The sequence below is a fragment of the Streptomyces genisteinicus genome (assembly GCF_014489615.1).
Lineage (GTDB): Bacteria > Actinomycetota > Actinomycetes > Streptomycetales > Streptomycetaceae > Streptomyces > Streptomyces genisteinicus.
In genome coordinates, this window is sequence record NZ_CP060825.1 from 6,873,566 (window position 1) to 6,894,380 (window position 20,815).

General features: G+C 72.5%; 16 protein-coding genes. 15 read left to right on the plus strand and 1 reads right to left on the minus strand.

The window, feature by feature from the left end; all coding sequences use genetic code 11:
- Window positions 1–2: 2 nt before the first annotated feature.
- From IAG43_RS29435 to IAG43_RS29505, 15 genes are all read left to right on the plus strand, one after another.
- A complete protein-coding gene (locus IAG43_RS29435) occupies window positions 3–1,742 on the plus strand; it encodes a non-ribosomal peptide synthetase (protein ID WP_187743695.1) in 1,740 nt (579 codons plus the stop codon).
- Window positions 1,739–4,879, plus strand: coding sequence for a type I polyketide synthase (locus tag IAG43_RS29440; protein ID WP_223005991.1), 3,141 nt, complete (start codon window positions 1,739–1,741; stop codon window positions 4,877–4,879). The genes IAG43_RS29435 and IAG43_RS29440 overlap by 4 nt, the downstream gene beginning before the upstream one ends.
- Window positions 4,876–6,129, plus strand: coding sequence for an LLM class flavin-dependent oxidoreductase (locus IAG43_RS29445; protein WP_187743696.1), 1,254 nt, complete (start codon window positions 4,876–4,878; stop codon window positions 6,127–6,129). Before IAG43_RS29440 ends, IAG43_RS29445 begins: the two co-directional genes overlap by 4 nt.
- Window positions 6,126–6,854 carry a thioesterase II family protein gene (locus tag IAG43_RS29450; RefSeq protein ID WP_187743697.1) on the plus strand — a complete coding sequence of 243 codons (729 nt, stop codon included), beginning with the start codon at window positions 6,126–6,128 and terminating at the stop codon, window positions 6,852–6,854. The genes IAG43_RS29445 and IAG43_RS29450 overlap by 4 nt, the downstream gene beginning before the upstream one ends.
- The gene (locus IAG43_RS29455; protein WP_246574613.1) at window positions 6,848–7,780 is read left to right on the plus strand and encodes an aminotransferase class IV; all 933 of its coding nucleotides are present in this window, start codon (window positions 6,848–6,850) and stop codon (window positions 7,778–7,780) included. Before IAG43_RS29450 ends, IAG43_RS29455 begins: the two co-directional genes overlap by 7 nt.
- A gap of 8 nt (window positions 7,781–7,788) precedes the next feature.
- Window positions 7,789–8,523, plus strand: coding sequence for a beta/alpha barrel domain-containing protein (locus IAG43_RS29460; RefSeq protein WP_187743698.1), 735 nt, complete (start codon window positions 7,789–7,791; stop codon window positions 8,521–8,523).
- 130 nt (window positions 8,524–8,653) lie between these two features.
- Window positions 8,654–9,457 (plus strand): thioesterase II family protein, encoded by an 804-nt coding sequence (locus IAG43_RS29465; RefSeq protein ID WP_187743699.1) that lies wholly within the window; start codon window positions 8,654–8,656, stop codon window positions 9,455–9,457.
- On the plus strand, window positions 9,454–11,241 hold the full coding sequence (locus tag IAG43_RS29470) for a non-ribosomal peptide synthetase (RefSeq protein WP_187743700.1): 1,788 nt from the start codon (window positions 9,454–9,456) through the stop codon (window positions 11,239–11,241). Before IAG43_RS29465 ends, IAG43_RS29470 begins: the two co-directional genes overlap by 4 nt.
- Window positions 11,238–12,485 (plus strand): cytochrome P450, encoded by a 1,248-nt coding sequence (locus IAG43_RS29475; RefSeq protein WP_246574614.1) that lies wholly within the window; start codon window positions 11,238–11,240, stop codon window positions 12,483–12,485. Before IAG43_RS29470 ends, IAG43_RS29475 begins: the two co-directional genes overlap by 4 nt.
- Before the next feature lie 71 nt (window positions 12,486–12,556).
- Entirely contained in the window at window positions 12,557–13,045 is a 489-nt protein-coding gene (locus tag IAG43_RS29480) for a flavin reductase family protein (RefSeq protein ID WP_187743701.1), read from the plus strand.
- A 138-nt stretch (window positions 13,046–13,183) separates the two neighbouring features.
- Entirely contained in the window at window positions 13,184–14,221 is a 1,038-nt protein-coding gene (locus IAG43_RS29485; RefSeq protein WP_187743702.1) for a beta/alpha barrel domain-containing protein, read from the plus strand.
- 27 nt (window positions 14,222–14,248) lie between these two features.
- The gene (locus IAG43_RS29490; RefSeq protein ID WP_223005993.1) at window positions 14,249–15,085 is read left to right on the plus strand and encodes a fumarylacetoacetate hydrolase family protein; all 837 of its coding nucleotides are present in this window, start codon (window positions 14,249–14,251) and stop codon (window positions 15,083–15,085) included.
- A 47-nt stretch (window positions 15,086–15,132) separates the two neighbouring features.
- Window positions 15,133–16,860 (plus strand): non-ribosomal peptide synthetase, encoded by a 1,728-nt coding sequence (locus IAG43_RS29495; RefSeq protein WP_187743703.1) that lies wholly within the window; start codon window positions 15,133–15,135, stop codon window positions 16,858–16,860.
- 5 nt (window positions 16,861–16,865) lie between these two features.
- On the plus strand, window positions 16,866–18,641 hold the full coding sequence (gene asnB / locus IAG43_RS29500; protein ID WP_187744709.1) for an asparagine synthase (glutamine-hydrolyzing): 1,776 nt from the start codon (window positions 16,866–16,868) through the stop codon (window positions 18,639–18,641).
- 122 nt (window positions 18,642–18,763) lie between these two features.
- Window positions 18,764–19,471 (plus strand): thioesterase II family protein, encoded by a 708-nt coding sequence (locus IAG43_RS29505; protein ID WP_187743704.1) that lies wholly within the window; start codon window positions 18,764–18,766, stop codon window positions 19,469–19,471.
- 392 nt (window positions 19,472–19,863) lie between these two features.
- Here IAG43_RS29505 and IAG43_RS29510 read toward each other — a convergent pair whose 3' ends face one another.
- Window positions 19,864–20,433: an EF-hand domain-containing protein gene (locus IAG43_RS29510; RefSeq protein WP_187743705.1), complete on the minus strand. Its 570-nt coding sequence runs from the start codon at window positions 20,431–20,433 to the stop codon at window positions 19,864–19,866.
- Window positions 20,434–20,815: the final 382 nt, after the last annotated feature.

Genomic DNA, 20,815 nt, shown 5'->3' on the forward strand with positions numbered 1-20,815 from the left:
CCATGACCGTGTTCGCCGGCACATCGGTCCGGGACGACCGGGAAGAGACCGCCGCGGCCTCGGCCCGACAGCAGGCCGCGTTGCTGATCACGTCGCCGGCCGACTTCGCCGTCGCCCTGTACGGGGCCTGGGAGGCGGGCCTCGGTGTCCTGCCGCTGCCCGTCGACTTCCCCGACGAGCGGCTGCGGCACATGGTGGGGGACTGCCGGCCGGCGGCTCTGATCGCCTCCGCCGACCAGGCCGACCGTGCCGCCCGCCTCGCGGCGGTCACGGAACCCGCCGTCGAGGTCCTCGTGCTGGACGCCCTGCCGGACGGCGACGAGCACGCTCCCCGGCCATCGCCCGCCCCGGCGCGGCGGCCCGGCGACGCACCCGCCTTCACCGTCTACACCAGCGGCTCGACCGGCCGGCCGAAGGGCGTCCTCATCCGGCACGGGCAGATCGGCCGGCTCGTGGCCTGGTGCGCCGACACCTGGCGGCTCGGCCCCTGGGCACGGGTCGCCCAGACGCTCTCCCTCGGCTTCGACTTCGGGCTCCAGGAACTCTTCACCTTCCTGCCCTTCGGCGGCTGCGTCGTGGTCCCCGCGCGGGAGGACCGCCTCAGCGCCCGCGCCTATGCCCGCTTCCTGCGGCGCGAACACGTCTCGGTGCTCTTCACGACCCCGTCGTTCGCCGATGAACTCATCGCCGCGGGGGAACAGTTGCCGGACCTCCGGCTCGTCCTGCTGGGGGGAGAGGTGCTCAAGGGGGTGACCGCGGAAGGCCTGCGCGGCCTCGCCGGCGACGGCTGCCGCCTGTTCAACGGGTACGGGCCCACCGAAGCCACGGTCAACTGCCTGATGTACGAGATCCCCCGCCCGCCCGAAGGAGAGGAGCCGCCGCGACTGGTCCCCGTCGGCAGCGCCACCGCGGCCGCCCGCATCGACGTGGTCGACGACGAGGGACGCGCGGTACCCGTCGGGGCCCTGGGCGAGATCCGCATCGGTGGCCCCGGCGTCGCCGACGGCTACCTGGAGCGTCCGGAGCTCTCCGCCGAACGCTTCGTCAGATGCCGGGAGACCGGCGAGCTGCTGTACCGCACGGGCGACCTCGCCTACGCGCGGCACGACGGCGTCTTCGTCGTCGTCGGACGCGCGGACCGCCAGACGAAGATCCGCGGACACCGGGCCGAACTCGGCGAGATCGAGCAGACGCTGCGCGGCGCCCCGGACGTCGTCACCGCGGAGGTGCGGATCACCGGCACCCCCGCTCGGCTGGTGGCCTACCTCGTCGGCGCCGGCATCGACATCGGGGCCGTCCGGGCCCACGTCGCCGCGCGGCTGCCCCCCGCGATGCTCCCCGAGCAGGAGGTCCTCCTGGACCGGATGCCCATGACCGCCAACGGAAAGCTCGACGAGGCCGCCCTCGAGAGGCTGTCCGAGGAGGGGCATGCGCGGCGTCTCCCGGACACCGCCTCACCGGCCGAGATCGAGGCCGCCGTCTGCGCCGTCTGGGCGGACGCCCTGGCCGCCCCCGGCATCGCGCCGGACGCCAACGTCTTCGACCTGGGCGCCCACTCGCTGGTGGTGACCCGGGTGCACGGCCGCATCTCCGCCGCGCTCGGCGTCGAGTTCCCCGTCCACGAGGTCTTCGAGTACCCGCGCCCCCGCGACCTCGCCCGTCGGCTGGCCGCCCTGCGGCGCGACGACCGGGGCGGCCCGGCCGACAACCTGGCAGCTGCGACAGTGAAGGATGATCAGTGACTCGGATTCCCGCTCACGAGCACCCCGACTCCATCGCGATCACCGGCATGGCGGCTCGGCTGCCCGGTGCCCACAACGTCACCGAGTACTGGCGCAATCTGCGCGAGGGCGTGGAGAGCATCGTGCGGCACAGCCGCGAGGAGATGCTCGCGAACGGAGCCCGCCGGGACCTCCTGGACGACCCCTACTACGTCAACGCCTCCGCGCCCCTCGACGGCGCGGACCGCTTCGACGCGGCGTTCTTCGGCTACGCCGCGAGGGAAGCGTCGATCATGGAGCCGCAGCACCGGGTGTTCCTCGAATGCGCCTACCACGCGCTGGAGGACGCCGCCTACGACAGCAGGAGCACCGACGCCCTCGTCGGCGTGTTCGGCGGCTCCACCATGAACACGTACATCCTGCACAACGTGATGCCGCACGCCGAGGACGTGGTCGGCCTGGTCGGCGACCTGCAGACGATGGTCGGCAACGACAAGGACTACCTGACCACCCGCGTCTCCCACAAACTCGACCTGCGCGGCCCCAGCCTGGCCGTCCAGACCGCCTGCTCCACCTCGCTCGTGGCCGTGCACATGGCCTGCCGGGCCCTCGTCGACGAGGAGTGCGACATCGCCCTGGCGGGCGGTGCCTCGGTCCGCATGCCGCACGCCGCCGGGTATCTCGCCAACCCCGGAGGAACGTCCTCACCGGACGGCCACTGCCGCGCCTTCGACGCCGACGCCGGCGGCAGCGTCGTGGGCAGCGGCGTGGGAGTCGTGGTGCTCAAGCGGCTCGCCGACGCCCTGCGGGACGGCGACCAGATCCACGCCGTCATCCGCGGCTCGGCCGTCAACAACGACGGCCAGGCGAAGGCGAGCTTCACCGCGCCGAGCATCGACGGACAGAGCCGCGCGGTGGTGCGTGCCCTGCGCCGGGCGGGAGTCGACGCGCGGGACGTCCGGCTCGTCGAGGCACACGGCACCGGCACCCCCCTCGGCGACCCGATCGAAGTGGCCGCGCTCACCCGCGCGTTCCGCACCTGGACCGAGGACAGCTCCTACTGCTGGCTGGGGTCGGTCAAGCCGAACATCGGCCACCTGGACGCCGCCGCGGGCATCGCCGGTCTCATCAAGACCGTCCTCTCCCTGAAGAACCGCAAGGTACCCCCCGTGGTCAACTTCCGGCGCCCCAATCCCAAGCTGGCCCTCGACTCCTCGCCGTTCCGGGTGGCGACCGAACTGACCCGCCTGGAAGGGGACGAACCGCTGCTGGCCTCGGTGAACTCCCTCGCCATGGGCGGCACCAACGCCCACGTCGTGCTGGAGGAGGCCCCGCCGGCCCGCTCGGGCGGTCCGTCGCGCCGCCGCCGCCACCCCGTCCTGGTGTCCGCGAAGTCGGGCGAGTCGCTGGAGCGGCTGAGCCAGTCACTGGGGCAGTGGGCGCGGGAGAACCCGCACGCCGACGTGGCCGACGTGGCCCACACCCTGGCCACCGGCCGGCGCGACCTCCCGCTGCGCCGCGCCCTGACCGCCCACGACCTCGACGACGTGGCCTACGGACTTTCCGCACGGGGCAGCCGCAGCCAGCGCGAAGCCGAGGCACGCGGATCGGTGCGCACCGCGTTCCTCTTCCCCGGGCAGGGGACCCAGCTCCCGGCGATGGGCGCGCGGCTGGCCCAGGGCGACCCGGTGTTCGCCGCCCACCTGGACTCCGTGATCGGGCTGTTCCACGAGCGCGCCGGAATCGACCTGCTGCCGGTGCTGCGCCCGGACCCGTCCGCGCTGGAGGAGGCGCGAGCCACCCTCACCTCCACCGACCACACCCAGCCCGCGCTGTTCGCGGTGGAGTGGGCGCTCGGCCGCACCCTCATCGACTACGGCGTCCGCCCCTACGCCATGCTCGGGCACAGTGTCGGCGAGATCGTGGCCGCCGCGCTCGGCGGGGTGCTCGACCTCGCGACCGCCGTCGAGCTGGTGGCCCGCCGGGGGCGGCTGATGAGCGAGACCCCCGAGGGCGCCATGCTCTACGTGAACCTCCCGGAGGAGGAGGTCGTCAAGCGGCTGGCCGACGCGCCCGGCGGCCTCGCCCTGGCCGCGGTCAACGCCGAACAGCTCGTGGTGGTGTCCGGAACGCCCGAGGAGGTCGAGGAACTGGGCGTCCGGCTGCGCGCCGACGGTGTCTCCTGCGGCCGGCTGGAGGTCACCCGGGCGTTCCACTCGCCCCTGATGGACACCGCCGCGGACGGGTTCCGGGAGGCCGTGGACGCCCATGACCTGCACCCGCCGCAGATACTCGTCGTCTCCAACGTCACCGGCCAGTACCTCTCCGCGCAGGAGGCCACCGACGGCGACTACTGGGGACGGCAACTCCGCGAGACCGTCCGCTTCGACGACGGCCTGAGGACCCTCGTCCGCGACGGCGTCTCCGTCTTCGTCGAACTCGGACCGGGCCGCACCCTGACCCGCCTGGCCGCCGGCACGGGGACCCAGGGCGCCTTCCTGACAGCCCTCGCGGGAGACAACGGTGAGGAACCGCAGGACCTGCTCGACCTGCTCACCGGGTTCTGGCTGGAGGGCGGGGACGTCGAGTGGAGCCGGTTCTACGCCTCCGAGGACCGCCTGCGGCTGTCGCTTCCGCTCTACCCGTTCCTCCGCACCCGGCACTGGCTCGACCCGCTGCCCGTGAAGACCGTACGCCCCGAGCACACCGACGCCGCTCCCCGCGAGCAGGCAGCGCCGGAGCAGGCCGCGCCGCGCAAGGAGATCGGCACCACCCCCGCGCAGCGCTATGTCGCCGCCCTGTGGACGGAGTTCCTCGGCACCGACCAGTTCGGGGTGAACGACAGCTTCTTCGAGATCGGCGGGCACTCCCTCATGGCCATGCAGATGGTCACGCGCATGCGCAAGGAAGGCGCCGACGGCCTGGAGATGACCACCCTCTTCGAACTGCCCACGGTCGTGGGCCTCGCCGAGCAGCTGGAGCGGCTCGACGTGCCCCTGCCGGAGACCGGGGCGGCACGGGCCCCGGAGGAGGGCGGGGCGGCACGGGCCCCGGAGGAGGACGGGGAGACGGCCGCCCTGCTCGCCGAAGTCGCCGCCCTGTCCGACGACGAGGTCCGGGCACGGCTGGCCGAGCTGGAAGGAGACACCGGCGCATGACGACGGACACCCCGCGATCCCGGCTGGACGACCTCGGTCCGCAGCGCCGGCTCCTGGTCGAGCGGCTCCTGCGCGAACGCGCCCGCGCCGACGGGACGGAGGCACCCGCGCCGGCACCGGCCCCGCCGCACACCGCCGCCGACCCCGGCCGTGCGGCGGAGGACCCGCCGGACGGCGCGGAGCCGGCACCCGCGATCAGCCTCTTCTTCTTCTCCGCCGACACCGACGACCACGCCTGGGACAAGCACGACCTCGTGCTGGAGTGCGCCGAACTCGCCGACTCCCTGGGGCTGGACGCGATCTGGGTCCCCGAGCGCCACTTCGACCCCTTCGGCGCCCCGTACCCCAGCCCCGGTCTCCTGCTGGCCGCCATCGCGGCGCGCACCCGCCGCATCGCCCTGCGTTCGGGCAGCGTCGTGCTGCCCCTGCGCGACCCGCTGCTGGTCGCGGAGGAGTGGGGCGTCCTGGACTCGCTCAGCCGGGGGAGGATGGGCATCTCCCTCGCCTCCGGATGGCACGCGGACGACTTCGTCCTCAACCCCGAGGGCTACGAGCGGCGCAAGGACGTACTGGAGGAGGGGCTCGCCGACCTGCGCACCCTGTGGAGCGGCGGCGGCATCACCCGGAAGGGACCGGGCGGGCGCCCTGTGGAGGTGCGGACCTACCCCCGCCCGGAACGCATGCCCGAGGTGTGGCTGACCAGTTCCCGCAACCCCGACACCTGGCGCACCGCGGGCAGGCTCGGCCTGCACGTCCTGACCGCCCTGCTGGAGCAGACGACCGACGAGATCGCCGAGAGGGCCGGCCTCTACCGGCAGGCGCTCGCCGAGGCCGGGCACTCCGTCACGGGCCGCCGCATCACCTGCATGCTCCACACCCACCTCGCGGCCGACCCGGCAACCGTCGAGCAGCGCGTCCGCGGACCGCTGACCCGGTATCTCTCCGCCCACATGGACCTGTTCAGCAAGTACGCCGCCGGCGGCGGTGCCGGCATCGACCCGGACGAGGTCACCGAAGCGGACCGCCAGGCGCTCCTGGAGCACGGGCTGCGCCGCTACATGGGGACCTCGGGACTCTTCGGCAGCGTGGAGAGCTGTCTGCCCAAGGTCGAGCGGCTCACCGCCGCGGGCATCACCGAACTCGGCTGCCTCGTGGACTTCGGACTGCCGCGCGAACAGGTCCTGGAGAGCGTCGAGGAGCTCGGGCGGCTGCGCGCCGCCCTGCTCGGGACGGCGGGTGGGGCCACGTGACGGACGGCTGGTTCGCCCTGTACCCGCCCGTGGGCGGCGGCCGCGGCGCCTACTCCCCGATGGTGGCGGAGCTGCGGGACCACGGGCACTGCCACCTGCCCGCCCTGGCGGGGCGCGACAACAGGTTCGCCGAGTCCGCCGCGGTGCGCTTCACCGACCTGGCCGACGACCTGTGGACCCAGCTGGAGGCGGAGTTCGGACCGGGCCGCGACCCCGGGGGACTGGTGCTCTTCGGATTCAGCATGGGCGCCCTGATCGCCACCGAGATGGCGGCACGGCTCCAGCAGCGCGGCACTGCGGCGCGCGGGCTCGTCGTCGCCGGCTGCCCACCGCCCCACCTGCTGGCCGGACACGCCCTGCACACACTGGAGGACGCGGCCCTGACCGCGGCGCTGGCCGCTCAGGGCACGGTCCCCCGCGTCGTTCTGGACGACCCCGGGCTGCTCTCCATGATGCTCCCGGTGTGGCGGGCGGACTGCGCCGCCGTGGCGAGCCACCCACGCCGTCCGGTGGTGCTGGACTGCCCGGTGCACGCGCTGGGCGGAACCGAGGACCCCCTGGTCCGCGAGGCCGACCTGACGGTGTGGCCGCGCCTGGGCGGGGCCGGATCCTCGGTGCGCATGGTGCCCGGTGACCACGCGGCCGTGCTGGACCGGCAGGACCTCATGGCGGCGGCCGTGCTCGCGTCCGCCGACCGTTCCTCGCCCACGGAGGCCCGATGGTGACCTCGCGCGCCTCCCGGACGACGGTCATGGACGGCCTGCCCCGCGAACGGGAACTGCCCTTCGGCAGCAACAGCGTCCAGCACGGCACGGCCGTTTTCGAAGGCATCCGCATGTACGCGGCTCCGGCCGGCCCCGCGCTGTTCCGGCTCGACGCGCATCTCCAGCGGCTGCTGGACTCGGCCGCCCTGCTGGGCATCCCGCACGCCTACGACCTGGACGCCCTGCGCCGGCACGTGCGGGACGCCGCCGCCGGCAGCGGACTGGACAGCGCCTACGTCCGGCCCGTGCTGTACACCCGCGAGGCGCGCCTCGGCGTCAATCTCCAGGACTTCCGCTTCACGCTCGGCACGGAGATCTGGGCACTCCCCGCCGACGACACCCCGCCCCGGCCCCTGCGGGTCACCGTGTCGCCCTGGTGCCGTCCGTCCCGTTCGAGTTTCGCGGTCCGCGCCAAGGCGACCGGCACGTACGTGGTGTCCGCGCTCGCCCGCACCCGCGCCGCCGCGGACGGATTCGACGACGCCGTCCAGCTCGACCCGGACTCCGGCAGGGTGGCGGAGTCCACGATCGCCAACGTCTTCCTCGTCCGGGACGGGCGTCTGGTGACGCCCTGGCTCGAGGACAGCGTCCTGGCGGGCATCACCCGCGACACCGTCCTGACCCTCGCCGGGGACCTGGGCATCGAGACCTCCGAGGCCCCGGTCCTGCCCGGCGACCTGCTCGCCGCCGACGAGGTGTTCCTCACCGGCACGGCGAGCGGTCTGGTCCCCGTGGCAGGTCTCGACACCCGCACGTACCCGGCCGTCCGTCCGGTGACGGACGCGCTCGGCCGCGCCTACCGGCGGGCCGTCCTGGGCGACGGACCGCACCGGCCCTCCTGGCTCACCCCCGTGTCCCGCCCCACCCCGTCCACTTCGCGCCTCTGAGGAGTATCGTGATCGACCTCTTCCACTGCTTCGGTGCCAAGCCCGCCCACCGCGTCGACACCGCTCTGGCCGCCGACATGCTCCGCGCCAGTGGCTGCCGGCATCTCGCGGTGAACACCCACACCATCGACCGGGTCGGCGCGGGCGACGACCTTCCCGTGGGCTACGACACGGCGACACTGGGCTCCGTCATGGCGCTCGTCGGCGAGGAGCTGGGCCTGAGCCCCGTCCTCAACATCAACCACCCCACCAGCGCCGCGGAGGCGGTCAAGCGAACCCGCCAGGCCGCCCGGATGACCGGCATACGGGTCATCAAACTGGAGGTCCTCGATCCCGGCTTCAAGCTCAGCGTGAACGCCGAGGTGGTGGAGGCGGCCCGCGAACTGACCGCCGACGGGTTCGAGGTGTGGCCGCTGATCACGCCCGACGCCCGGAGCTTCGCACAGTGCGTGGAGCTGGGGAGCACGATGGTGCGCGTGATGGGGTCCGCCATCGGCGCCCGCAAGGGCATCGAGCCCCAGCACCTCGAGCCGATGAAGCAGCTGCTCGCCGACAGTCCGGTCCCGGTCATGCTGGACGGCGGCATCGGCTCCACCGCCGACGTCGAGCAGGCCTTCGCCCTCGGATTCAATTCCTTCCTGGTCAACTCGTGCCTCTTCGCCGACGGTACGGACCCGGTCACGGCGCTGGCCGGCTTCCGCGCGACAGCCGACCGGGTCGCCCCCGGCACGCCCGCCCGCTGACGCGGGCGCACACCCCCGCCCCACCGCGGTGGGCACGGCCCCCGCGAGACCCCACGGCGGCGGTCCGCATCACGTGCACGGCGCCTCGCCACGGCGCACGCCTCTGCGCACAGCCTGTTGGAGGATCGCAATGCAAACGACCGGACGGTGGCTGCTGAGGCCGCCCTCGCCGGAGGCCCGGGCACGTCTCTTCTGCCTTCCCTACTCGGGCACGGGTGCCTCCTCGTACCGCCGCTGGCCGACCCGGATCGGTCCCCTGGAGGTGTGCCCCGTCCAGCTGCCCGGACGGGAGAACCGGATCAGGCACACCCCCTTCCGCACCGTGCCGGAGTTCGCCGCCGAGGCCGCCGAGGCACTGGCCCCCCACCTCGACCGGCCGTACGTGCTGTTCGGACACTGCATGGGCGCCCTGCTGGCCCACGCGCTGGCCGCCCGCGCCGAGGACCTCGGACTGCCCCGCCCGACCCTGCTCGTGGTGTCGTCGGCCGCCGCACCGCACCTGCCTCCGGAGCGGCGCTACCGCGCTCCGGAGCCCGGTGTGAGCGGCGTCTACCACCCGTCGATGACGGACGAGGAGTTCGCCGGCGAACTCGACCACGTGTCACGGGCGCTGGGCGGCGGGGAGATCATGCCCGAGCTGCTCCCCCTGGCCCTGCGCGTCCTGAGGGCGGACGTGGAGCTCTGCTACGGCTACCGGATCCCGGCACCGCGTCCGGTGCGCAGCCCGCTGACGGCCATCGGCTGGACCGCCGACCCCGAGGTGCCACCCGACACCATGCTCCAGTGGGACGCGTACGGGACCACGCGCCACCGCGTCCTGGAGGGCGGCAAGCTCAGCTATCTCGCCGCGCCCACGGCACTGACCCGGGTGCTGGAGGACGAGTTCGCCGACGCGCTGTCCGGCGCGTCCACCACCACGGGAGGCGCACCATGACGACGCACGCGCCCGGCACGCTGACCGAACTGTTCGAACAGACCGCGCTGCGACACCCGACCGCCGTCGCCGTGAGCGACGGCGACGGGCGCATGACCTACCGGGAGCTCGACGAGGCCACCAGGGCGTCGGCACACGCGCTGATCGCGCACGGGGTGGCCCCCGGGGACACCGTCGCCGTCCACATGCCGCGGGGAGTGCCCGTGGTCGTCGCCGTGCTGGCCGTCCTGCGGGCCGGCGCCGCCTGCCTGCCCATCGACGAGGTGTATCCCGAGGCCCGCCGCGACCAGATGCTGGGCGACGGCGCGGCGACCCACGTGCTCGTCGCCCCCGGCCGGGCGGAGCGCCTGGCGCGGCCGGGTCCGGCCGTGCTGGAGTGGCCGCCCGCGCCGGCGGACGGCCGGGCCGGCGAACCCCCGGCGCCCCTCGCGCCACCCGCACCCGCCGGCGCGGCCTGTGTGCTCTTCACGTCCGGATCCACCGGAACGCCCCGCGCGGTGGTGCTGGAGCACCGGCACGTCGTCGGCTTCGCGCTCGCGGACACCCTGCCGGCCCTGCGCCCCGGTGACCGCACGGCACAGTCCTCCAGCATCTCGTTCGACACCTTCACGTTCGAACTGTGGCGCTCCTTCGCCCAAGGAGCGGAGGTCGTCGTGGTCCCCGGCATCCCGGAACTGATGGAGGCGGACCTCGGCAAGGAGCTCCGCCGGCGCCGCATCACCGCCATGCTCGCCCCGGCCATCGCCCTGAACCACCTCGCCCGGCACGACCGTGAGGCTCTGTCCGGTCTGCGCCTGCTGTGCTCCGGCGGCGACGTCCTGCTCCCGGCGACCTGCCGCGCGCTGCGCGAGGGAGGGTTCACCGGGGAGCTGTTCAACCTGTACGGCCCCACCGAGACCACCGTCGCGTGCAGCGGCTTCCCCGTGACGGACACCGCGCTCCTGGGCGAGCAGGTGCCGATCGGCCACTCCTTCGGCCGCGCCCGGCTCCATGTGCTGGACGAGCGGCTGCGTCCGGTGCCGGCGGGTGTTCCGGGCGACCTGTACGTCGGCGGGCCGGGGGTCGGACGGGGCTACCTCGGGCGCCCCGGCCTCAGCGCGCGGACGTTCGTGGCCGACCCGTTCGCCGGTGACGGCACACGGATGTACGCCACGGGCGACCGGGTGCGGTCCGGCGAGGACGGCGCACTGGAGTACCTGGGACGTACGGACAGCCAGGTGAAGATCCGCGGCCACCGGGTGGAACCGCAGGAGGTCGAACGGGCCCTCTGCCGCTACGAGGCGGTCTCGGAGGCCGCCGTCCTCAGCGCCGGCGAGCCCGGCGAGAAGCGGCTGGTCGCCTTCGTGGTCGCCGCGGGCGACGGCTTCCTCCTGCGGGAGCTGCGCTCCCGTCTCAGGGACACGGTGCCGGCCCATCTCGTACCGGCGGAGATCATCGCGCTGGACACGATGCCCACGGACGCCCACGGCAAGCGGGACCGGCGCCGCCTCGCCGAACTGCTCGGGGACCACGCCTCCCGGCGGAGCCGGTACGTCGCCCCGCGCACCGACACCGAACGGTTTCTCGCCACGATCTGGGAGGACCTGCTCAACGTCGAGGCGGTCGGCGCCCTGGACGACTTCTTCACGCTCGGCGGACATTCCCTCCTGGCGGTACGCGTGCGGCTGCTGCTGCGGCGCCGGCTCGACGTGCCGATCACCCCGGAAGCGATCTTCGAGCACAGCGTGCTGGAGGAACAGGCCCGCCTGATCGACGGGCTGCGGAAGGAGGTGCTCACACCATGACGGCCACGGTGACCGACCTCGCCGATCTCGACCTGTTCACCGACGGCGACCCGCACGAGGCGTGGCGCGCCCTGCGGCGCGACAGCCCCGTCCACTGGAACCCCGCCGCCGGCGACACCGCCGGAGGTACGGGCTCGTCCGGGTTCTGGGCGCTGACGCGTTATCAGGACGTCCACGACGCCTACGTGGACGCGGCCCTGTTCTCGTCCCGGTGGGGGACGGTGATGGGCGGCTCGCACCGCAGGGACGCCGACTCCGCGTCCGGACGCATGCTGATCGCCTCGGACGACCCGCAGCACCGGCTGATGCGCCAGCAGGTCCACAAGGCGTTCCTGCCCGCCCTCATGGACCGCGCCCGCCGCGTGGTGCGCGACTACGTGGACGCCGCGCTCGGCAGGATGCTGGAGGACGGCGGAGGGGACTTCGCCACCGATGTCGCGCCCGAGCCGCCGGCCGGGCTGCTCGCGGCGATGTTCGGACTCGGGCGGACCGACGCCCTGCACCTGCTCGCCCTGACCCGCTCCATGATCGGATACCAGGACCCCCGGTACCACAGCGGCTCCACACCGCCGGCCGTGCTGGTCTCCTCCCAGGTCGAGATCTTCGACCTGATGATGGACCTGATGGAGACCAGGCGCCGCGCGCCCTCGGACGACCTGGTGAGCATCCTCCTGGGAGCCTCGGTCAACGGCCGCCCCTTCACCGAGGACGAAGTCCTCTACAACTGCCTGAACGTGGCCGTGGGAGGCAACGAGACCACCCCGTTCACCGCGTCCGCGGCGGTGCAGGCGTTCATCGACTCTCCCGGCCAGGCGCGGCTCCTGCGCGACGACCCCGGACTCCTGGCGACCGCGGTGGAGGAGGTCTTCCGCTGGACGTCCACGAACGCGTACGTGCAGCGCGTCGCCACACGTGACGTCGAGCTGCACGGGCAGCTGATCCGCGCGGGCGATGCGGTGACGCTGTGGAACGCCTCGGCCAACCGTGACGAGGAGAAGTTCCCGGACGCCGACCGGTTCGACGTGCGCCGCACACCCAACCGGCACATCGCCTTCGGGGTCGGCGTGCACCGGTGCATCGGGATGGGCGCCGCGCAGATGGAGATCGGGCTGCTGCTGCGGGAGATCGCCCGCCGGGGCATCTCCTTCGAGGCCGCCGGTCCACCGGACCGGCTCCGCTCCAACTTCATGCTGGGACTCACCCGCCTCCCGGTCCGCGCCACGGTGTCCCGGGACCGCTCGTGACCGCGCCCCGGCACCGCACGGACAGTCCGCCGGGCTCCGGGACCCCGGACATCCCGGTGTTCAGGGAGGCGATGTCGCGCCTCGCGGCGGCGGTGACGATCGTGGCGACCCGGGACGACGCCGGAGAACGCCGGGGATTCACCGCGACATCGGTGACCTCGGCGTCCCTGGATCCACCGCTCCTGCTCGTCGGCATCTCCCGCACCTCCAGCTGCCGCGAAGTGTTCCGCACGGCGACGGAGTTCACCGTCAACGTCCTCGACGACGGCCACCGCAACCTCGCCCGCCGCTTCGCCGCGCCGGGTGTCGACCGATTCGCGGAAGGCGACTTCGCCGCATGGCCCGGCGGCACGGCCCCCCGTCTGGTCGACGCCCATGTCTCCATACGCTGCGCGGCGCTGGACGTGATCCCGGTGGGCGACCACGAGATGCTCGTCGGCGGATTCGTCGAGGCGCGCTTCTCGGGCCCGGGGGACGGGCCGCTGCTCTGGTACCGCAGGGGATTCGGCTCGGTCGCGGCGGGCGACGGCGCGGCCCCTTCGCCGCGGCGCGAGGGGTGATGCCCATGCCGGTGGCCCGTGGACCGCGTCGGCACGGGCGACGCGCTCCGGGCGGTGTCCCGATCCATCCGGGCAACCGGTTCGCGGAGGTGACCAGGTGAGCCGCGAACTGTCGAATCGTGGAGGACGGATAAAGAGATGACAGCAACGCAGAACGCGACGTTCCGGCCGAGCCGGGCGGAGATACTCGACGCCACGCTGCGTGACGGGTCCTACGCAGTCGACTTCCAGCTCGACGAGAAGTTCGTCGGCGAACTCCTCCACCGGCTCGACGGGACGCCGATCCGCAAGGTCGAGGTCGGGCACGGACTGGGCTACGAGGCGGAGCGCTCCGGAATCCGGGAATGCAACATCACCCTCCGGCGATGGTGCGAACTCGCGCAGGCGGAGCTGACGGCGACCTCGTGGGGCATGTTCGCGCAGCCCGGGTTCAGCCGGCTCTCCACGCTGTCCGCACTCTGCGACGAGGGCATGTCGTTCGTCCGTATCGGCATCGAACCGGAACGGGTTCCGGACCACCTCGACTACATCGAGCGCGCCACCGAACGGTGCGACGAGGTCTACCTCAACCTGATGAAGACGGGTGGCACGCCCGCCGGGGAACTGCCCGCACTGCTCCGCGACGTCCCCCCGGCCGTCGCCGGTGTCTACGTGGTGGACTCGTACGGCTCCATGCTCGCCGGTGACGTCCACCGCTACGTCACCGTGGTGAAGGAGTCCTTCCCCGTGGTCGGATTCCACGGCCACGACAACCTGGGCATGGCGAACGCGAACAGCATGGCCGCGTTCGAGGCAGGGGCCCTGATCGTCGACGGATGCCTCGACGGGATCGGGCGCGGCGCCGGAAACGCGCAGACCGAATCGCTCGCGGGAATCCTCTGCGCGCTGGGCGAGGACCGTTTCGACTACCGAGCGCTGGCGGAACTCGCCGATTTCTGCCGGACCAGCCTCGACCCCCTTCCCGAGGACCGGAAGATGCAGGTGCTCGGCGGAGTGATCGGCATACATTCCGAATTCTTTCCGCTCATCGAGAAACTCTGCGACGAGCTGTCCGTGGACCCGCCCTCCCTCATGGAGGCCGCCGTCGCACTCGCCCCCCGGGTCGCGGGCAGAAACGAGATCCGGGCCGCGGCGGAGCGGCTCGCGCTGCGGTCGGCAGCAGTCCAAGGGCTCTGAAACACACGGCGACACGGAAGGACCGCAGTGAGACTCTCACGGTTCAGCACGGAGAACGGGCACCGGATACTCGCGAGCCATCGCGGTGGCTGGACACCGGTCTCCGGCATCACGGGTCACGAAGGACCGATCCGCCTGGTCGACCTGCTCGACGCGTCACGCAGAAGGGATCTCGAAGCGCTGCTGGAATCCCGGCCGGCTCCGGAGCCCGTCGACGTCCGTCTGGACGAGGCCGCGACCGTCGTCGAGGACGGCGACATCTGGGGGGCCGGACTCAACTACCGGGGCCACTCCCAGGACCTGCAGGCCCAGCAGCCCTCGTCCGGTCCGGGGTCGTACCTGCGGCCGCGCAGCTGCCTGATCTCCAACGGCGGGACGATCGAACTGCCGTCCCGGAGCCGGCGGGTGACCGCCGAGGCGGAGCTGGGCCTGGTCATCGGCGCGCGCTGCAAGGACGTGCGGCGCGACGAGTGGCGCTCGGTCGTCGCAGGCGTCACGGCCGTCCTCGACATGACGGCCGAGGACGCCATCCGCGAGAATCCCCGCTACATCCCCTGGGCCAAGGGCTTCGACACGTTCTGCAGCGTCGGCCCGCAGATCGTCACCCTCGACGAGTTCGACGACGATGCCCTCGGGGCCGTCCGAGTCTCGACCGTCCGCAACGGCGAGGTCGTCGCCTCCGCGCCGGTCTCCGACATGAAGTACGACCTCGGCTACCTGGTCGAGTACTTCACCGCCGGCCGCACCTTCATGCCGGGGACCGTCATCTGCACGGGGACTCCGGGAGCTGCGGAGATCAGCCCCGGGGACCGTGTCACGGCGGTCGTCGAAGGCGTCGGCACCCTCGTGCACACCGTGAAGTGACAGGACCGGGAGCTGTGCCGAACCGTCCTAGCGTGGAGGACTGGAGAGTGTCCGTTCAGCAGACAGCCGTGGTCGCGGAGATACAGCGCCGCATCCGGGACAATTCCGACGGTGATGCCATCGAGACGGTGGACGGAGTGCTCAGCTACCGGGAGTTCGGCAGGCGCGTGGAGGGATTCGCCACCCGCCTCGCCACCCTGTGCGCACCCGGTGAGTTCATCGGGATCGAAGCCGCCCGGACCTCCGGCTCGGTGGTCGCCATGGTCGGCGCGCTGCTCGCCGGCCGCCCGTTCGTGTTCATCGACCCCCGTGACAGCGTGGACTCGAACACGACGAAGGTGTCCTCCCTCGGCATCCGCTGGGTCGTGCGCGGATCCGCCCCGTCCGACGTCCCCGCACTCGTGCCCGCGCCGGCCGAGTGGCGCGGCGACACCGCCGGGCGGCACCGGTGGGCGCCCGACGACGTGGCGCTGCACCGGGGCAGCATCGGCTACGCGATCCACACCTCGGGATCGACCGGGGAACCCAAGTGCGTCCTGGTGCGGGCGGGTTCCCTGGCCCGGATGGTCGGGGACCACGTACGCGCCCTGGAGCTGGACACCGCGAGCCGGACGCTGCAGTTCGCCCGTCTGACCTTCGACGGATGCATCACGGAGATCCTGTGGACCCTGACCGCGGGCGCCTGCCTCGTGGTCCTCGGCGAGGAGCACCTGACCCCCGGAGCGGTGCTCCGGGGCACCCTGGAGAAGTTCCGCGTCACCCACCTCAAGACGACGCCGTTCGCGCTGACGGCGACCGAGCCGACCACGGCGATGAGCCTTCGGCACGTGATCAACGGCGGTGGAGCGTGCCGTCAGGCGGTCGTCCGGAAATGGGCGGCGGCGGCGGCGTTCCACAACGCGTACGGATTGACGGAGACCACCGTCTGCAACTTCCTCAGCCGACCGCTGGATCCGGACGACTGCACCGAGGCCGTGCCGCTCGGCGCCGTCGTCGGGGACTGCGGATTCGACGTACTGCCGCTGACGGCGGCGGACGGGGACGACGCGGCCCGCTCGCGGGGGACCCGCGGGGAACTCGTCATCACGGGCGAGAGCGTGGCGATCGGATACCTGACCCCGCAGGGCCTGCGGCCGTTCGTCGACGGCGACGCGAACCGGGTCTACCGGACCGGGGACATCGTCGAGGTCCGCGACGGGGAGGTCTTCTTCGTCGAGCGGCTGGACCGGCAGCTGAAGGTCCGCGGCTTCCGTCTCGACCCCGGCGAGATCGAAGCCGCCGCCTGCCGGCTCACGGGCGTCGCGGAAGCGGTGGTGACCGCCGAGCCGCACACGAGGGCGGACGACGTCGCCGAGGACGCGCTGGTCTGCTACTACCTCGGCGCCGCCACCGCCCGGGAGGTGCGCGCCCACCTCGACGCGGTCCTCGACCCCTACAAGGTCCCCTCGGTGATCCACCAGGTCGATGCGCTGCCGTACACGCGCAACGGCAAGGTCGACCGCGACGCCCTGCGAGCGGGCCGCCGCTCCCCGGCGGACACCGGCGGGCCCGTCACGGCGGAGGACCGGGTACTCGACTGGGTACGGCGCCTCACCGGCGTGACCGACGTCCGGCTCGACGACAACTTCTACGACATCGGCGGCGACTCCGCCTCGACCGTCGTCCTCGTCGACGTGCTGAAGGGACTCGGCTGGATGGAGGTGGGCGTCCGGGACGTCCTGCGCGCGGAGAACCTGAGGGTCCTCGTCGACCGGCTGCCCGGCCAGGGTGCGTGATCACCATGTGTGGTGTGTGCGGGACCTTCTCCCCCCACGGCGGGGTCGATCGCAGCGTCGCCGCCGACATGCACTCCCGGCTCGTCCACCGCGGGCCCGACGAGACCTACTCCCTGAACACCGCGACGCTCTCCGTGAAGCTGGGCCGTCTCGGCTTCACCGGCCTCTGCGACGGCTGGCAGCCCACGGAGGACCGCGGCGGCCGCTTCGTGGCCACGACGAACGGCGAGGTGTTCAACTTCCGCTCCCTGCGCGACAGCGTGGGGGCCGATCCGCAGGGCAACGGTGTCGACGTGTCCGTCATCCCGGGCCTCGTCGCCGAGTACGGCATCGACGGACTGCGCCTGGTGGACGGCCAGTTCGCCACCGCGATCCTCGACCGGGCGGAGAACGCGCTGTATCTGGCCAGGGACCGGTTCGGCATCTGCCCCATGTACTACACCGAGACGCCCTCCGGCGTGCACTTCTGCTCGGAGATCAAGCCGCTGGTGCAGTGCGTCGACCGGTCCTGGGACGTGGACGTCGGCGCGGTCGACCAGTACCTCTCGCTGGGGAACGTCGTCGCGCCGCGCACCCTCGTCAAGGGGATACGGGCCGTCCCCCCGGGCTGCGCCGTCAGGTTCGACGCCCGGGGCAGCCACGTCGTCCGCTACTGGCGCTACGGCGAGTTCTCGCCCGCGGCGGAGCCCGTGGCCGGGGAAGCGCTCCGCGAGGCGCTGCGGAGCTCGGTCCGTGACCGCCTGCACGCCGACGTGGAGATCGGCGCCTACCTGAGCGGGGGATTCGACTCCACCGCGATCCTGATGGAAGCGGCGGCCGTCACCGATCACTCCGTCCGCTCGTTCTCGGTGGTCTTCGACGACCCCGGCCTGGACGAGGGGCGGTTCCAGCGGGAGGTGGCCCTGGCGGTCGGCAGCAAGCACGAACAGGTCCTGTGCCGCAGGTCCGACGTCGCGTCCGACTTCGAGAAGATGGTCAGGCACTGCTGCTATCCCCAGCGCGAGACGTACAACGTCGCCGCCAGGATGCTGGCCGGCAGCGTGCACTCGGCCGGGATCAAGGGCGTCGTGTCCGGCGAGGGGGCCGACGAGCTCTTCTTCGGATACGACTCGTACGCCTTCGACAGCGCGGCCCGCTCGCGTCGCAGCGTCCGCGCCGAGAACGAACAGGCATGGGGCCGCGCCGACTTCAGCTGGGAGGTCGACTGGCGCGAGGTGAGCCGCCGGCGGCAGGACTTCCTTTCCCCCGCCGCCGGAGAAGCCCTTCACGGCGACGAGTTCTGGCGGACGAGGCTCATTCCCTTCACCGAGGACGAGGTCCGGTCCCTCTCGGCCATGCAGCTGCGGTCCATCGCCGACGTGTACGTCCAGATGTCGGGCCACCTGCTGGGGGACCACGGCGACTCCATGCTGATGGAGAACTCCGTCGAGGGCCGCTACCCGTTCCTGGGGAACCGGGTCGTCTCGCTCGCCCTCCAGGTGGAGGACACCGCGAAGGTGGTCGACTTCGAGGGCAAGTGGTGTCTGAAGGACGCCTACGCGGGAATCGTCCCCGAGTCGGTTCTCCGGCGGGGGAAGCACGGGTTCGCCGCATACGACCTGGGCTCGGTCGCGGATGCCCGGACCTGGGACGACTGGCGCGGCCTCGTCGAGGCCAGCGGTGTCTTCGCTCCCGGATGCCTCGGCGCACCCGCCGGTTCGGGTGTCCCCGGCAAGTGGGACCTCCGGCTCAGCGCCATCAGCGTGGCCATCGTCATGGACGAGCTGGGCCTGGGGCTCTGACCCGGGGAGCGGCACGATCCGCGCACGCGCCCCCGGGCGGACACCCCGACCGGACCGGACCGGCCGGCCGGCCGACGCCACGAGTCACGCGCACACGAGTGCCCCGAAGACGGGAGAGGTCAGTGAGTCCCCAGACGCCCGGAGTCGTCGTCTTCCCGGGGGCCGGTTCCTTCGGCACCGAACTCCGCCCGCTGCTGCGTGAACTGGAGCCGTCGGCGTCGCTGGTCCGCTACCCCGGCCGCTTCGGAGCGGAGTCCGGCCGTGCTGCCGGATCGTTCGGGGACGCGGTGCGGTCGTGCGTCCGCCAGACGACCCGCCTTCAGCCGGCCCGTCCCCTTCTGGTCGGACACAGCTTCGGGGCGTATGTCGCCTACGCCGCAGCGACGGAACTCGAGCGGCTCGGAACGGAGATCTCCGCACTGGTCGTGGTGGGCGCCACCGCACCGCCCCTGCTGACCGTGCCCGACGCGGCTGCGCACGACCGGTCGGACACCGAGGCCTATCTGCGGAGGATCGACGCCGGCCTGGTCGAGGGCCGGTCCGGCGAGTGGCGCGAGATCCTCCTCGACACCGTCATGCACGACCTCCGGCTCCTGAAGGAATTCACCGCATCGGCACCGGCGTACGGGCGGCTGCGATGCCCGGTCTTCGCCGCACGGGGCGAGGAGGATCCGCTGACCTGCCACGGCGGGATGGCCGCATGGGCCGCGTCCACCACCGGCGACTGCACCGTCGAGGTCTTCCCCGGCGGCCACTCGGACCTGCTGACCTCGCCCGGGTTCGCGTCATGGCTGCGCGAGGTACGCGGCCGCCGCGCGCTCACCGGGTGACCCGTCACCGGACCGCAACGGCATCGAGGCTCCGATACGTGAGCCGCCCGAGCGGTGGCGGCCGCGACCGGGCGTCCGTGAGCCGGGCCTGGCCGCTGGAACGCGGAGGGCGTGCCGTGCTGGGAGGCCCACCGTCCAGGAGCGTGCCCCGTCCCGAGCCGTACGACCGGTCCGGAAGACGGCGAAGCACACCAATCGCCCCCTGTGCGACACCGTGACCCTGCGCACCCCCGCCGGCGCCATCGCCTCCCAGTACAAGCTACGGCGACGCCTGACCGATCCGTCCACACCCCGAGGGCCGGCCACGGCGGTCGGCCCTCCTCGTCGGCCGACGCACGTGGGGAGAGGGAGTCGACACCCGGGACTCCGTGCCCCGGGGTCATGGCGAAGGGTCAGACCACCCTCGTCAGGGCGGGGTTGCCCGCCCACCAGTTCCCCGGGGCCTCGGGGTCACGACTGCTCCAGTACTCGATCGTCGCCGTGACGAACTCCTCGGCGGAGAGCACGCCGTCGCCGTCCTGGTCGAGGTGGCCGAAGGCCAGGTCCGACGCAGCGCGGTCGAGGCCGGGGAAGTGTCCGCGCTGAAAGGCGAAGAACTCGTCGGGGTCGATGCGCCCGTCGCCGTCCGTGTCCGCGAGGGCCAGAAACGCCTTGGCGAGAGCTCCGACCGTTGCCCGGGCGGCGGCCGGATCATCGGCCAGGGCCGCGGTGGAGGCGATGAAGTCGGCGCGGCTGAGGGACGACGCCCCTGTGGGGAGCGCGGGCAGGTGCAGGTCCCGCCAGATCGCGACGTACGCGGCGACGAGCCGTTGCTCCTCGGGCGAATCCTCCGCGTGACCCAGGGCCCGTGCCGACGCACGCCCCATGAGGAGGTGGTCGTTCTCGGTGAGCCGGCCGTCTCCGTCGGCGTCTAGCTGTTCGAAACCGTAGGCGATCTTCGCGAGCAGCAGGTCGTGGGACATGTGCTTCCTCCGGAGGGGTGGGAGCGTGCGGAGCCCGTTCGGGAACCGCCACCGGGACAACGAGGAACCCGCGCGGGCGGACACTGTTCCGGTCACCCGGCTCGAGGAAGCGACGCTGCCGCAGGGGTGATGGCGGCCTCCGCCAAGGCTGTCGCCGCCTGGTGCTCCCCCCGCCTGGAACAGGTTGAGGACCCGGCCGGCCGGGTCCGCCACCGCCTCGAACCGGGGGTGCTGATCAGAAGCGGCTCGCGGGCCCCCCATGGCACCCCGAGGTCCAGTGGGGCGCGTCACAGACAATCCGGCGGCGCTGTGGGAGCTTCAACTCGGTTACTCGTCAGTTGAGTTACTGACTCAGTTACTGAAGAGCCGAGGTGGGGGCAAG

Coding starts and splice junctions, on each gene's coding strand:
- IAG43_RS29435 (WP_187743695.1), top strand. CDS start 3: ATGACCGTGTTCGCCGGCACATCGGTCCGGGACGACCGGGAAGAGACC.
- IAG43_RS29445 (WP_187743696.1), top strand. CDS start 4,876: ATGACGACGGACACCCCGCGATCCCGGCTGGACGACCTCGGTCCGCAG.
- IAG43_RS29455 (WP_246574613.1), top strand. CDS start 6,848: ATGGTGACCTCGCGCGCCTCCCGGACGACGGTCATGGACGGCCTGCCC.
- IAG43_RS29465 (WP_187743699.1), top strand. CDS start 8,654: ATGCAAACGACCGGACGGTGGCTGCTGAGGCCGCCCTCGCCGGAGGCC.
- IAG43_RS29470 (WP_187743700.1), top strand. CDS start 9,454: ATGACGACGCACGCGCCCGGCACGCTGACCGAACTGTTCGAACAGACC.
- IAG43_RS29475 (WP_246574614.1), top strand. CDS start 11,238: ATGACGGCCACGGTGACCGACCTCGCCGATCTCGACCTGTTCACCGAC.
- IAG43_RS29480 (WP_187743701.1), top strand. CDS start 12,557: ATGTCGCGCCTCGCGGCGGCGGTGACGATCGTGGCGACCCGGGACGAC.
- IAG43_RS29485 (WP_187743702.1), top strand. CDS start 13,184: ATGACAGCAACGCAGAACGCGACGTTCCGGCCGAGCCGGGCGGAGATA.
- asnB (WP_187744709.1), top strand. CDS start 16,866: ATGTGTGGTGTGTGCGGGACCTTCTCCCCCCACGGCGGGGTCGATCGC.
- IAG43_RS29510 (WP_187743705.1), bottom strand. CDS start 20,433: ATGTCCCACGACCTGCTGCTCGCGAAGATCGCCTACGGTTTCGAACAG.